The organism is Geodermatophilus sp. CPCC 205761 (genome assembly GCF_051383655.1).
Taxonomy (GTDB): domain Bacteria; phylum Actinomycetota; class Actinomycetes; order Mycobacteriales; family Geodermatophilaceae; genus Geodermatophilus.
This window is the reverse complement of the sequence record NZ_JALPKQ010000051.1, coordinates 1-12,599: the sequence shown is the minus strand read 5'-3', so window position 1 is coordinate 12,599 and position 12,599 is coordinate 1. Positions and strand designations below refer to the sequence as shown.

At 74.4% G+C, this 12,599-nt stretch carries 11 protein-coding genes; 6 read left to right on the top strand and 5 right to left on the bottom strand.

The genetic code is table 11. The features are described from left to right. The first annotated feature begins 92 nt into the window (after positions 1-92). Positions 93-1,487, top strand: coding sequence for a neutral zinc metallopeptidase (locus MY526_RS22830; RefSeq protein WP_436695157.1), 1,395 nt, complete (start codon positions 93-95; stop codon positions 1,485-1,487). A gap of 58 nt (positions 1,488-1,545) precedes the next feature. Continuing rightward, positions 1,546-2,958 (top strand): neutral zinc metallopeptidase, encoded by a 1,413-nt coding sequence (locus MY526_RS22825; RefSeq protein ID WP_436695155.1) that lies wholly within the window; start codon positions 1,546-1,548, stop codon positions 2,956-2,958. Between the two features lie 22 nt (positions 2,959-2,980). Here MY526_RS22825 and MY526_RS22820 read toward each other — a convergent pair whose 3' ends face one another. Together MY526_RS22820 and MY526_RS22815 are read right to left on the bottom strand one after the other, a co-directional pair. After that, positions 2,981-3,961, bottom strand: a complete 981-nt coding sequence (locus tag MY526_RS22820) for a tetratricopeptide repeat protein (RefSeq protein WP_436695153.1) — start codon at positions 3,959-3,961, stop codon at positions 2,981-2,983. A gap of 44 nt (positions 3,962-4,005) precedes the next feature. Next, positions 4,006-4,530, bottom strand: a complete 525-nt coding sequence (locus MY526_RS22815; protein WP_436695151.1) for a MarR family winged helix-turn-helix transcriptional regulator — start codon at positions 4,528-4,530, stop codon at positions 4,006-4,008. Positions 4,531-4,771: 241 nt separating this feature from the next. Here MY526_RS22815 and MY526_RS22810 point away from each other — a divergent pair, with 241 nt between their 5' ends. Further along, positions 4,772-5,500, top strand: coding sequence for a hypothetical protein (locus MY526_RS22810; protein WP_436705151.1), 729 nt, complete (start codon positions 4,772-4,774; stop codon positions 5,498-5,500). 71 nt (positions 5,501-5,571) lie between these two features. Here the strand turns inward: MY526_RS22810 and MY526_RS22805 are convergent, their stop codons facing one another. Genes MY526_RS22805 through MY526_RS22795 form a run of 3 tightly spaced genes read right to left on the bottom strand, consistent with a single transcriptional unit; the run spans position 5,572 to position 9,262 of the window. Next, complete coding sequence (locus tag MY526_RS22805) at positions 5,572-7,044, bottom strand: phytoene desaturase family protein (protein WP_436705150.1); 1,473 nt, start codon at positions 7,042-7,044, stop codon at positions 5,572-5,574. A gap of 23 nt (positions 7,045-7,067) precedes the next feature. Continuing rightward, on the bottom strand, positions 7,068-8,075 hold the full coding sequence (meaB, locus tag MY526_RS22800) for a methylmalonyl Co-A mutase-associated GTPase MeaB (RefSeq protein ID WP_436695145.1): 1,008 nt from the start codon (positions 8,073-8,075) through the stop codon (positions 7,068-7,070). Beyond that, the gene (locus MY526_RS22795; protein WP_436705149.1) at positions 8,072-9,262 is read right to left on the bottom strand and encodes an acetyl-CoA C-acetyltransferase; all 1,191 of its coding nucleotides are present in this window, start codon (positions 9,260-9,262) and stop codon (positions 8,072-8,074) included. Before MY526_RS22795 ends, meaB begins: the two co-directional genes overlap by 4 nt. Before the next feature lie 178 nt (positions 9,263-9,440). On the opposite strand from MY526_RS22795, the gene mce reads away from it, so the two are divergent. The 3 genes from mce to MY526_RS22780 form a co-directional block, all read left to right on the top strand. Further along, positions 9,441-9,893: a methylmalonyl-CoA epimerase gene (gene mce, locus MY526_RS22790; RefSeq protein WP_436705148.1), complete on the top strand. Its 453-nt coding sequence runs from the start codon at positions 9,441-9,443 to the stop codon at positions 9,891-9,893. A gap of 123 nt (positions 9,894-10,016) precedes the next feature. Further along, complete coding sequence (gene ccrA, locus MY526_RS22785) at positions 10,017-11,348, top strand: crotonyl-CoA carboxylase/reductase (RefSeq protein WP_436695139.1); 1,332 nt, start codon at positions 10,017-10,019, stop codon at positions 11,346-11,348. 162 nt (positions 11,349-11,510) lie between these two features. Then, on the top strand, positions 11,511-12,599 hold a 1,089-nt coding region (locus tag MY526_RS22780), incomplete at its 3' end, for a hypothetical protein (RefSeq protein WP_436705147.1).

Genomic DNA, 12,599 nt, shown 5'->3' with positions numbered 1-12,599 from the left:
CCCTCCGGACGCCGCTGACCGGTCATCATGTGCCGGCTCCGCCTGCCGCCCCGTCGCGGCGGCACCACCCCGACGCGAGGGAACCCGGCTCGATGAGGCACGTCCTGCGCCACGCGACGACCGCGGCCGCGGTGGGCAGTCTGCTGCTGCTCACCGGTTGCTCCACCCTGGTCTCCGGCATCGCGTCGGCGGCCGACCCCGTGACCGACGTGTCCGCCGAGGAGTTCCCGATCACGGGGGCCACCGACAGCGACGTGGACCGCCGGGCCCGCAACGCGCTGGCCGACCTCAACACCTTCTGGGGTCAGGCCTACCCGGAGTTCTACGGCGGGGACCTCACCCCGCTGCAGGGCGGCTACTTCTCGGTCGACGCCGACAACGTCGACGAGAGCCTGTACCCGCCGACCGGCGTCGGCTGCCCCGGCCTGCCGATCGACCCGATCGAGGTCGAGAGCAACGCGTTCTACCAGGAGTTCTGCGACGTCATCGTCTACGACAGCTCGCTGCTGGAGGACCTCGGCGAGCAGCACGGCCCGTTCCTCGGCCCGGCGGTCATGGCCCACGAGTTCGGCCACGCCATGCAGGGCCGGTTCGGGTTCAGCGAGGTGACCATCCGCGACGAGACCCAGGCCGACTGCTTCGCCGGCGCGTTCACCCGCTGGGTCGTCGACGGCAACGCCGAGCACGTCGCACTCCGGGAGAGCGACCTCGACGCCGTGCTCGTCGGGTTCATCGAGCTGCGCGACCCGGTCGGCCTCACCGACGAGACCGTCGAGGGCGCGCACGGCTCCGGCTTCGACCGGGTCTCGGGCTTCTTCGCCGGCTACACCGGTGGCGTCGGCACCTGCCGCGACGAGTTCGGCCCCGACCGGATCTTCACCGCGGCGGCGTTCGAGCCCGGCCGGGAGGCGGCCAACGAGGGCAACGCGGACTACGAGGAGATCGGGGAGATCGTCGGCTCCTCGCTGCCGCTGTTCTACGACTCCTGGTTCCCGCAGGTGGCGGGCGAGGCCTTCGAGGCGCCGGCCATCGAGGGCTTCGACGGCACGGCGCCGGACTGCGGCGACCTGGGCAGCGAGGACCGCGACCTGGGCTTCTGCGAGTCGGACTCCACCGTCTACGCCGACGAGACCGACCTGCTGGTGCCGGCCTACGAGGAGCTGGGCGACTTCGCCGTCGCCACCGCCGTGTCCCTCCCCTACGCCCAGGCGGCGCGCTCCCAGCTGGGGCTCTCCATCGACGACAGCGCCGCCACCGTCTCCACGGTCTGCCTGACCGGCTGGTACACCGCCCGCTTCTTCAGCGGCGACTTCAGTGACACGACGGAGCTCTCCCCTGGAGACGTCGACGAGGCGATCCTGTTCCTGCTCGCCTACGGGCGGACCGACAGCGTGCTGCCCAACGTCGAGGCCAGCGGCTTCGAGCTGGTGGGCGCCTTCCGGAGCGGCTTCCTCCAGGGCGGCACCGCCTGCGACCTGGGGTTCTGACCCCGTAGCGCCCGCTCCCCCAGCGAGGGCGCCGCGGCGGTGGGACGATCCCCGGGCCATGCCTGGTCGTCGTCTGCTCCGGGTCGCCGGGGCCCTGCTCGCCGCGGTCGCGCTGGTCGTGGTGTCCGGCTGCTCCGTCGTCGTCCTGGGCCGGCCGCGGGCCGCGGACCCGCCGCCGGACGACGCCACCCCGGGCCGGGTGGCCATCGTCGGCGCGGTGGACGGGCCGATCGACGTCCTGGCGCGCAACGCCCTCGCCGATCTCGAGGACTACTGGGCCGAGCAGTTCCCCGAGGTGCACGGCTCCCGGTTCGACCCGCCCCGGGGCGGCTACTTCAGCGTCGACCCGGCCGACGTCGACCCCGCCGTCTACCCGCAGGGCGTCGGCTGCGGCGCCGACCCCCGCGAGGTCGAGAACAACGCGTTCTACTGCTCGGCCCCGCAGACGCCGAACTCCGACTCGATCAGCTACGACCGCTCCTACCTCGAGGAGCTGGCCGGTGGCTACGGCCGCTTCATCCCCGCCCTGGTGATGGCGCACGAGTTCGGGCACGCCGTCCAGGCGCGGGTGGGCGCACCCCGGACGTCCATCGCGACCGAGACGCAGGCCGACTGCCTGGCCGGGGCGTGGACGGCGTGGGTCGAGGCCGGCGAGGCCGCGCACACGACGATCCGCGGACCGGAGCTCGACCAGCTGCTGCGGGGCTACCTGCTGCTGCGCGACCCCGTCGGCACCAGCCGGGCCGAGGACCAGGCGCACGGCTCCTACTTCGACCGGGTGTCGGCCTTCCAGGAGGGCTTCGACGACGGCCCGACGGCCTGCCGCGACCGGTTCGGGCCCGACCGCGTCTTCACCCAGGGCGAGTTCACCTCCGACGACGACTTCCTCAGCGGCGGCAACTCCGCGTACGGGCTGGTCGAGCGGCTGGTGGAGGAGTCACTGCCGGAGTTCTGGGACCGGGCGTTCACCGACGTGCTCGACGGCGAGTTCACCGCCCCCGAGCTGACCGCATTCGCCGGGGACGCCCCCGCCTGCGCGGCCGCGGAGGACGCCGACCTCGTCTACTGCCCGCCCGGCGACGGCGGCGGGGACAGCGGCGTGGTCGCGTTCGACGAGCAGGACCTCACCCGCCCGGCGCACGAGGAGCTGGGCGACTTCGCCTTCCCCACCGCCGTCTCGATCCCCTACGCGCTGGCCGCGCGCGACCAGCTGGGCCTGTCCACCGACGACGACGCGGCGGTGCGCTCGGCGGTCTGCCTCACCGGCTGGTACGGCGCGCAGGTCTACAACCGCGCGCTGCGCACCGTGCAGATCTCCCCCGGCGACCTCGACGAGAGCGTGCGGTTCCTGCTGGAGTACGGCAACGACCCGCGGGTCCTCGGCGAGGTGCAGCTGTCGGGCTTCCAGCTGGTCGACCTGTTCCGCAACGGGTTCCTGCAGGGGGCCGCCGCCTGCGACGTCGGCGTCTGAGGGCTCCCCGGGCGAGGTCCGGTCAGTACAGCGCGATGGTGAGGTCGCGCCGGGCCTTGCCGACCCGCGGGTCCTGGTCGCCGACGACGCCGAAGAGCTCCACGAGGTGCCGGCGCGCCAGGTCGCGGTCCTCGCCCGCGGTGCGCCGGACGACGTCGAGCAGGCGGGCGAAGGCCCCTTCCACGTCCCCGGTGCCCAGCAGGAAGTCGGCGGCGCGGGTCTGCGCGGGGATGTCGTCGGGGGCGGCGTCGGCACGCGCCAGCGCGTCGGGGCCGGCCTCGTCGGCCCGGCGGAACAGCTGCACCTGCCGCAGGGCGAGACCGGCCACCGGGTGGTCGGGCTCGGCGTCGACGATCGCCTGGTAGGCGGCCTCGGCGGCGGCGAGGTCACCGCGCTCGAGCGCGGCCTCGGCGGCGTCCAGCCGCGGGTCGTCGACCTCGTCCTCCTCGCCCTCCGCGGCGCCCGGGACGGCACCGCCGGTGGTGGCCCGGACCAGCTCGCCGACGAACTGCCGGGCCTGGTCCTCGGGGATGGCCCCGGTGAACTCGGCGACCAGCTGGCCCTGCCAGACCGCCTTGACCGCCGGGATGCCCTGCACGCGCAGCCCCTGGGCGAGCGCCGGGTTGGCGTCGACGTCGACCTTGGCCAGCACCCAGGAGCCGCCGCCCTCCGCGGCCAGCCGCTCGAGCACCGGGGACAGCTGCTTGCACGGCCCGCACCACTCGGCCCACAGGTCCAGGACCACCGGCACCTGGAAGGAGCGGTCGAGCACCTCGGTCTGGAAGGTCTCCTCGGTGACGTCCACGACCACGCCCGGGACCGCGCCGTCGGGAGCACCGGCCGGGGCCGCGGCCGCGGGAGCGGGAGCGGCCTGGGCCCGTGCCGCGGCCTCGGATCGGGCCTTGACGGCGGCGAGATCGACCGCGCCGGCGAGGGATGCGGCCAGCTGCGCCTGCTGGGCCTGTGCGCGCGGGTCGGGGCGTCCGGGACGGGAGGGCTGCATGACCTCGATCATCCCACCGTCGCGGAGGCGACGTCGCAGGGTGCTCAGGGCAGCGCGGGCTCGACCTCGGCGACGTCGCCCGCGCCCAGCCGGACCCGCTTGAGGATCTCGAACAGCGTCTCCAGTTCGGCCTCCGGGACGTCGCCCAGCCCGAAGTGCAGGTCGGTGAGGGCCGCCGTCGCCTCGGTGACGACCGCCCGGCCGACCTCGGTGATCCCGGCCAGCACGCCGCGGCCGTCGGCGGGGTTGGGCCGGCGGTCGACGTAGCCGGCCGCGACCAGCCGGTCGATCGCGTTGGTCACGCTCGTGGGGTGGACCATCAGCCGGCTGCCGATCACCTTGAGCGGCAGCTCGCCGGTGCGGCTGAAGGTGAGCAGCACCAGCACCTCGTAGCGGGCGAAGGTCAGCGCGTGCGGCCGCAGCGCCTCGTCGAAGCGGGCGAGCAGGATCTGCTGCACCCGGAAGACCGACGTCGCGGCGCGCATCGTCGCCGCCGGGCCGAAGCGCTGCTCCCACGTCTCCCCGGCGCGCTCGATGGGATCGAAGGGCAACCCCAGCGGTCGGACCATGCCTCCGAGGCTACGGCCCCGCCCTCCACCCGCTCCGAGATCCACCTCACGGCTCCGACCGCTCCCTTGACCCCGCCCTGGTGCGGATCTCGACCGCGCCTGTGGACAGCTGGAGCGGAGGCAGGACGATCTCCGGCACGGTCGCCCTCGTGCGTCCGTCGCCGACCCGACCGCCCGAACTGCTCGGCGGGTCTTCCGTGCCTCGGCCGTGCTGCGCGCGGGGTGGCTGACCCCCGGCCAAGTGCGCAGTTCGGCCTGGCAGCGGCTGTTCCCGGACGTCTACGCCTGTTCGACCGTGGAACTCACGCACCGGGTGCGGACGGTGGCCGTCGTCCGCCTCCTGTTCCCGGGGGCCGTGGCCAGCGGACGGAGCGCGGCGTGCTGGTGGGGTGCCGACGTGGCCGGGCCCGACGACGCCGTCGACTGCACCGTTCCTCCCGGGGCGCACCACGGGGTCGTGGCCGGCGTGCGACTGCGACGTCGGCACCTGGCGGCCGACGACGTCATCCCGTGGAAGGGCCTCACCGTGACCGGCCCCCTGCGGACGGTTCTCGACCTCGCCGCCCTCCGGCCACCGGACGAGGCCGTTGTGGCGGTGGACCAGTTCCTCCAGCTGGAGCGGGTGTCCCTCGCCGACGCCCGCGAGGCCGGCCGCAGATCGACCGGGCGGGACTGCCGCCTCGTCCGCACGGCGCTGTCCCCGCCGACGGCCTCGCGGAGCCGCCTCGGGAGACCCGGCTGCGGCTCCTGCTGCACCGTTCCCGGCTCCCCCGTCCCGTCGCGTATCGCCGTGGAGTACGACGGCACCTGGCACGGCGATCCCCAGCAGGTCGGCAAGGACCGACGCCGCCTGAACCGACTCACCGCCGCCGGCCGGCGGGTGGTCTTCGTGACCGCCGCGGATCTCCACCGGCCGGACGAGGTGGTCGCGCGGGCGCACGTCCTCCTGACCACACCGACATCCGCCTGACTGCGGTCTCCGCGCTGGGGAAGCCCCCCTGACGTGGAACTCACGCGCCACCACCGCGAGTCGAGCGGAGGTCAGGCGGGCGGGGCGGGGCGCAGGGGTGGCGCGTGCCGCACGCCGAACACCTCGCGGAGGGCCACCCGCGCCGCGTTGTCCCCGCAGGCGCCGTGGACGGCGGGCCCCGGGGGTGTCGCCGACGAGGCGAGGAAGACCCCCGGCACCGGCGTCTTGTAGGTGTTCCAGCGCGGCACCGGCCGGGCCAGCATCTGGCGCAGCGTCGCCTGCCCGTTGGAGATGTCGCCGCCGAGGTAGCTCGGGTTCCACTTCTCCATCGCGACGGCGTCCTTGGTGACCCGCTCCACCACGGTGTCCTTGAACCCGGGTGCGAAGCGCTCCACCTGGTTCTCGATGGCCTCGGTCATGTCGACGTCGGCACCGTGCGGCACGTGCACGTAGGCCCAGAAGACGTGCCCGCCCTCGGGGGCGCGAGTGGGGTCGGGCACCGTCGGCTGGACGGCGAGGACGTACGGGCGGTCGGTCAGCCGCCCCTGGTTCGGCGCCCGCTCACCGGCGATCGTCTCGTCGAGCGTGCCGGCGATGTGGATCGTGCCGGCCCGGCGCACGTCGGGGTTGGTCCAGGGCACCGGCTCGGACAGGATCCAGTCGACCTTGAAGACGCCGGCACCGTGCTTGTAGCGCCGCACCCACCGGCGGTAGCCCTCGTGCACGCGGTCGCCGGCCATGCCCACGAAGGCCTCCGGCGTCGTGTCCAGCAGTACGGCCGGCACCCCGTCGAACTCGCGCAGGTCGGTGACGAGGTGACCGGTGACCACCTCGCCGCCCTGCTGCTCCAGGGCGGTGACCATCGCGTCGGCCAGCTTCTGCGACCCGCCCTCGACCAGCGGCCAGCCGACGTGGTGCCCGAGCATGGTCAGCAGCATCCCGAGCGCGGAGGTCAGCGGCTGGCTGAGGTCGAGCATGCCGTGCGCGGCCGCCCCGCCCAGCAGCGCCCGGGCCTCCTCGGTGTCGAAGTACCGGTGCGCCAGCCACCGCACGTTGGGCAGCCCGTTGAGGCCGAACCTGGTGATCGCCCCGACGCTGCGGGTGGGCAGCCGCCGCAGCTGGCTGGTGAGGAAGAAGTCGACGACGTCGGTGCCGTGCGCGACCAGGGGCTCGAACAGCCGCCGGTAGGCCGGCCCGTCGGGCCCGAGACCGGCCGCGGTCTCCTCCAGCGAGCGGTGGGCGACCGCCGCTCCCCCGCCGTCCAGCGGGTGCGCGTAGCTGACCTCGGGGTGGACCAGCCGGACCCCGCGCGCGGCCAGGTCGAACTCGCGGAAGAACGGTGCGGCGGCGGCCATGGGCTGCACGATCGAGCAGACGTCGTGCCAATAGCCCGGCCGCATCAGCTCCTCGGTGCGCATCCCGCCGCCCGGGCGCTCCGCGGCCTCCACGACCTGCACGCGGAGCCCGGCGGCGGCCAGCCGCAGGGCCGCGGCCAGGCCGTTCGGCCCGGCTCCGACGACGACGGCGTCCGGCTTCCCGTTCACCCCGCCATCGTGCCCTCAGGCGATCACAACTGCGCGAGGAGCACGTCGGCGGCGCGGAAGGGGTCGGTCCGCCCGGCGAGCACCTGCTCGGCCAGCGCGCCCAGGGCCGCCGAGCCGCCGACGACGCCCATCCGTTCCCGCAGCCCGGCCAGCGCGATCGCCTCGATCTCCCGGGCCGCGCGCCCGGCCCGCCGGCGGTGCCCCTCACCCGAGGAGTCCAGCCAGCGGCGGTGACCGGCGATCGCGTCCACGACCGCGTCGATCCCGTTGTCGACCTCGCGCACGGCCACCGTCCGGCAGACCGGCGGCCGCCAGGCGCCGTCGGCCCGCTCGCCCAGGGACAGCACCGCGCGCAGCTCGCGCACCGTGCGGTCGGCGCCGTCCCGGTCGGCCTTGTTGACCACCAGGACGTCGGCCACCTCGAGGATCCCGGCCTTGGCCGCCTGGATCCCGTCGCCCATCCCCGGCGCCAGCAGCACCAGCGTGGTGTCGGCCAGCGAGGCGATCTCCAGCTCCGACTGACCGACGCCGACGGTCTCGACGAGCACGACGTCGCACCCGGCCCCGTCGAGCACGCGCAGCGCCTGCGGCGTCGCCCAGGCCAACCCGCCCAGGTGCCCGCGGGAGGACATCGACCGGATGTACACGCCGGGGTCGCCGGCGTGGTCTTGCATCCGGACCCGGTCCCCGAGCAGCGCGCCGCCGGAGAAGGGGGACGACGGGTCGACGGCGAGCACGCCGACCCGCTTGCCGGCCCGCCGCAGCGCGTGCACCAGCGCGGTCGTCGTCGTCGACTTCCCGACGCCGGGTGCACCGGTGATGCCGACGACCTCCGCCGAGCCGGTGTGCGGGGCCAGCGCGGCGGCGACCTCGCGCACCGCCGGGCTGGCGTCCTCCACCAGCGAGATCAGCCGCGCCACCGCGTGGGCCTCGCCGTCCCGGGCGCGGGCGACGAGGCCGGGGACGTCGACCGCCCGCCGTCCGCGGCGGGCGGCCGGTGCCGCTGTCGGGTCGGGGCCCGACCCGGTCACGCCCGGGCGGGCACGTGCAGGACGAGCGCGTCGCCCTGCCCGCCACCGCCGCACAGGGCGGCCGCGCCGACGCCGCCGCCGCGACGGCCGAGCTCGAGGGCCAGGTGCAGCACGATCCGCGCGCCGCTCATGCCGATCGGGTGGCCCAGGGCGATCGCGCCGCCGTTGGGGTTGACCTTCTCCGGGTCGATGCCCAGCTCGCGGGTGGAGACGATGCCGACCGCGGCGAAGGCCTCGTTCAGCTCGACCAGGTCCAGGTCCTTCGGGTCGATGCCCTCCCGGGCGCAGGCCTTGGCGATGGCCCGCGACGGTTGGCTCTGCAGCGTGGCGTCGGGGCCGGCGACCACGCCGTGCGCGCCGATCTCGGCCAGCGGGGTCAGCCCCAGCTCGGCGGCCTTGGCCGCGGACATCACCACCACCGCGCAGGCGCCGTCGGAGATCTGCGACGCCGACCCGGCGGTGATCGTGCCGTCCTTCGCGAAGGCGGGCTTGAGCTTCGACAGGCTGTCGGCGGTGGTGTCGGCGCGCACCCCCTCGTCCTCGCGGAACTCGATCGGGTCGCCCTTCCGCTGTGGGATGAGCACCGGGGTGACCTCGTCGTCGAACAGGCCGTTCTTCGCGGCGGCCGCGGCGCGCTGGTGGGAGGCGGCGGCGAAGGCGTCCTGCTCGGCGCGGGTCAGGTCGTAGCGGCCGTTGGACTGCTCGGTGAGCACACCCATCGCCACCTGGTCGAAGGTGTCCGACAGCCCGTCGTGGGCCATCGAGTCGATCAGCTTCGTGTCGCCGTACTTGGTGCCGGTGCGCGAGTTGGCCAGCAGGTGCGGCGCGGAGCTCATGGACTCCATGCCGCCGGCGACGACGATCTCGAACTCCCCGGCGCGGATCAGCTGGTCGGCCAGCGCGATCGCGTCCAGGCCGGACAGGCAGACCTTGTTGATCGTCAGGGACGGCACCGACATCGGGATGCCGGCGGCCACCGCGGCGGGGCGGGCCGGGTTCTGCCCGGCCCCGGCCTGCAGCACCTGCCCCATGATCACGTAGTCGACCTGGTCGCCGGCGATGCCGGCCCGTTCCAGCGCGGCCTTGATCGCGACGCCGCCGAGGTCGGCGGCCGAGAAGTCCTTGAGCGAACCGAGCAGCCGGCCCATCGGCGTGCGGGCGCCGCTCACGATGACGGAACGGGACATGGGGACCTCCACCACCGGCCGACCGGCCGGTGTCTCCAGAGCAGGCCGCGCGGACGGCGCGGCATCGGCTTCGGCCCAGGATAGGACGGCGGGAGGGCCCGGCGGCCGCCTCGACGCGGGACGTGACTCCCGTCACACGGAGGTGTCGTCTCAGACGTCTCTTCGGGAGGATGCTCGCGTGACGACACCGGACGCGGGCCTCCCCGCCGACCTGTTCACCACCATCGACCACGTCGGCATCGCCGTGCCCGACCTGCGCGAGGCGATCGCCTTCTACGAGTTGGCCTTCGGGATCACCTCGGTGCACGAGGAGGTGAACGAGGAGCAGGGCGTGCACGAGGCGATGCTGTCCGTCGGAGACGGCGACACGCGGATCCAGCTGCTCGCCCCGCTGACCCCCGACTCCACGATCGCCAAGTTCATCGGCCGGTCCGGCCCGGGCCTGCAGCAGCTGGCCTTCCGGGTGGACGACGTCGACGAGGCGAGCACGACGCTGCGCGAGCGCGGCCTGCGCCTGCTCTACGACACCCCGAGGCGCGGCACGGCCGGCAGCCGGATCAACTTCGTCCACCCCAAGGACGCCGGCGGGGTGCTCGTCGAGCTCGTCGAGCCGGCGCCCGAGGTCCACTGAGCGTCTCCGGACGCAGGGCTGCCACCCTCACTACTGGCCGGTAACGTCTGCGCCGCCGCACTGCTGGCACACCCCCGCCCGCGCCGCCCCCGACCGCAGCCGACGAAGACCCGGGAGACGCACGTGTTCGAGATCAGGGACGCCATCCTCGCCGACGAGCTGGACGCCGTGGCCGGGCTGCCGGTGCCGGAGTCCTACCGCGCCGTGCTGGTGCGCAAGGACGAGCAGACGATGTTCGAGGGCCTGCCCACCCAGGAGAAGGACCCGCGCAAGTCGCTGCACGTGGAGGAGGTGGCCACCCCGGAGCTGGGCCCGGGTGAGGCGATCGTGGCGGTGATGGCGTCGTCGGTGAACTACAACACCGTCTGGACGTCGATCTTCGAGCCGGTGTCGACCTTCGGGTTCCTCGAGCGCTACGGAAAGCTGCACGACCTGGCCCGCCGGCACGACCTGCCCTACCACGTGGTCGGCTCCGACCTGGCCGGCGTCGTGCTGCGGGTGGGGCCCGGGGTGCACCGGTGGTCGCCGGGCGACGAGGTGGTCGCGCACTGCCTGTCGGTCGAGCTGGAGGACCCGGCCGGGCACGACGACACGATGCTGGACCCGCAGCAGCGGATCTGGGGCTTCGAGACCAACTTCGGCGGCCTGGCCGAGCTGGCCCTGGTCAAGTCCAACCAGCTGATGCCCAAGCCGGCGCACCTGACCTGGGAGGAGGCCGCCGCCCCCGGTCTGGTCAACTCCACCGCCTACCGGCAGCTGGTCTCCCCCAACGGCGCGAACATGAAGCAGGGCGACGTGGTGCTGATCTGGGGCGCCTCGGGCGGGCTGGGCTCCTACGCCACCCAGATGGCGCTCAACGGCGGCGCGATCCCGGTCTGCGTGGTCTCCAGCCCGGAGAAGGCCGCGATCGTGCACTCGATGGGCGCCGAGCTGGTCATCGACCGCTCCGCGGAGGGCTACCGGTTCTGGAAGGACGAGGCCACCCAGGACCCGCGGGAGTGGCAGCGGTTCGGCAAGCGGATCCGCGAGCTGACCGGCGGCGACGACGTCGACATCGTCTTCGAGCACCCGGGCCGGGAGACCTTCGGAGCCAGCGTCTACGTGGCCAAGAAGGGCGGCACCATCGTCACCTGCGCCTCCACCAGCGGCTATCTGCACACCTACGACAACCGCTACCTGTGGATGAACCTCAAGCGGATCGTCGGGTCGCACTTCGCCAACTACAAGGAGGCGTGGGAGGCCAACCGGCTCATCGACCGCGGCCTGATCCACCCGACCCTGTCCAAGGTCTATCCGATGGCCGAGGTCGGCCAGGCCGCCTGCGACGTGAAGAACAACGCCCACCAGGGCAAGGTCGGCGTGCTGACCCTCGCCCCCGCCGGGGGCCTCGGCGTGAAGGACACCGAGAAGCGGGAGAAGCACCTCTCCGCGATCAACCGCTTCCGGGGCGTGTGACCACGCCGCCGGGCCGACCTCGCAGGCCCGGCCCGGCGGTCTCCGCGCCACCAGGGCGCATCCTGGCGGGGACGTGGCGTGTCCACCGGCCGGACTGGCACCCTGCGGGGAGTCCCCGGCAACACGCCCACCCCCCGCTGCCGACTCTGCGAGGATGACCGCATGACCGATCCCCGCCGCGACCTGCTGCCGATGCGCGAGGCCCAGCACTCGTTCGACGTCACGCTCCGGGGCTACGACCGCCACCAGGTGGCCGAGACGATCGAGCGGCTCGAGGCCGACATGCGCGTCGCCCTCGCCGACCGCGACGCGGCCGTGGCGCGCTCGGCCGACCTCGCCGGTCAGCTCTCGGCGATGCACGCGGAGATCGACGCGCTGCGTCGCAAGGCCGCGAACGCCGGGCCGGCGACCTTCGAGAACATGAGCGAGCGCATCTCGCACATGCTCCGGCTCGCCGAGGAGGAGGCCGCCGACATCCGGCAGGCCGCCGAGGCCGAGGCGCTGGCGCTGCGCGAGCAGACCGCCGCCGAGGAGCGGGCGATGCACGAGCGGCACGCGGCCGGCCGCGCCGAGGTCGAGCGCATGATCTCCGAGGCCCGGCACAACGCCGAGCAGATCGCCACCAAGGCCCAGATCCGCGCCGACGAGCTGGTCGGCAAGGCGCAGGAGAAGGTGGCCCGGCTCGACGCCGAGTCGCAGGCCAGGCGGGCGAAGGTCGAGGAGGACTTCGAGATCGCCCAGCGGGCGCGCCGGCAGGAGTCCGCGCAGCTGGAGCAGGACCGGGACCGCGCCTCGACGGAGGCGGCCCGCCAGCGGATCGCCGCGGCCGAGAAGCACGCCGCGCAGGTGGTGAGCGAGGCCGAGGCGGCCGCGGCGGCCATCCGCGCGGTGCGGGACGAGCTGACCGGCCGGCTCGCCGAGGCCCGCCGGGTGCTCGAGCAGCTCCCCGACCTCGGCGACCGTCCCGAGGCCCGGACGGGCCAGCGCCCGCCGGTGCCGCCGCAGACGGGCCAGCAGCCGGCCGTCCGCCCGCAGACGCCCCTGCAGAAGGCGCCGCAGCAGCAGGCACCCCAGCCGGTGGGGCCGCAGACCGCGCAGCAGCCCGCCGTCGGGCCGCAGCCCGCCGTCCGGCCCGCCACCACCGCACCGCAGCCGGCGGCGTCCCGCCCGGCCGTGGCCCCCGGCGCCGGGGACGGGGGGGGGGCCGCCGCCCCGCCGCCCCCCCCCCCCCCGGCGCAGTCGGGGCGCAGC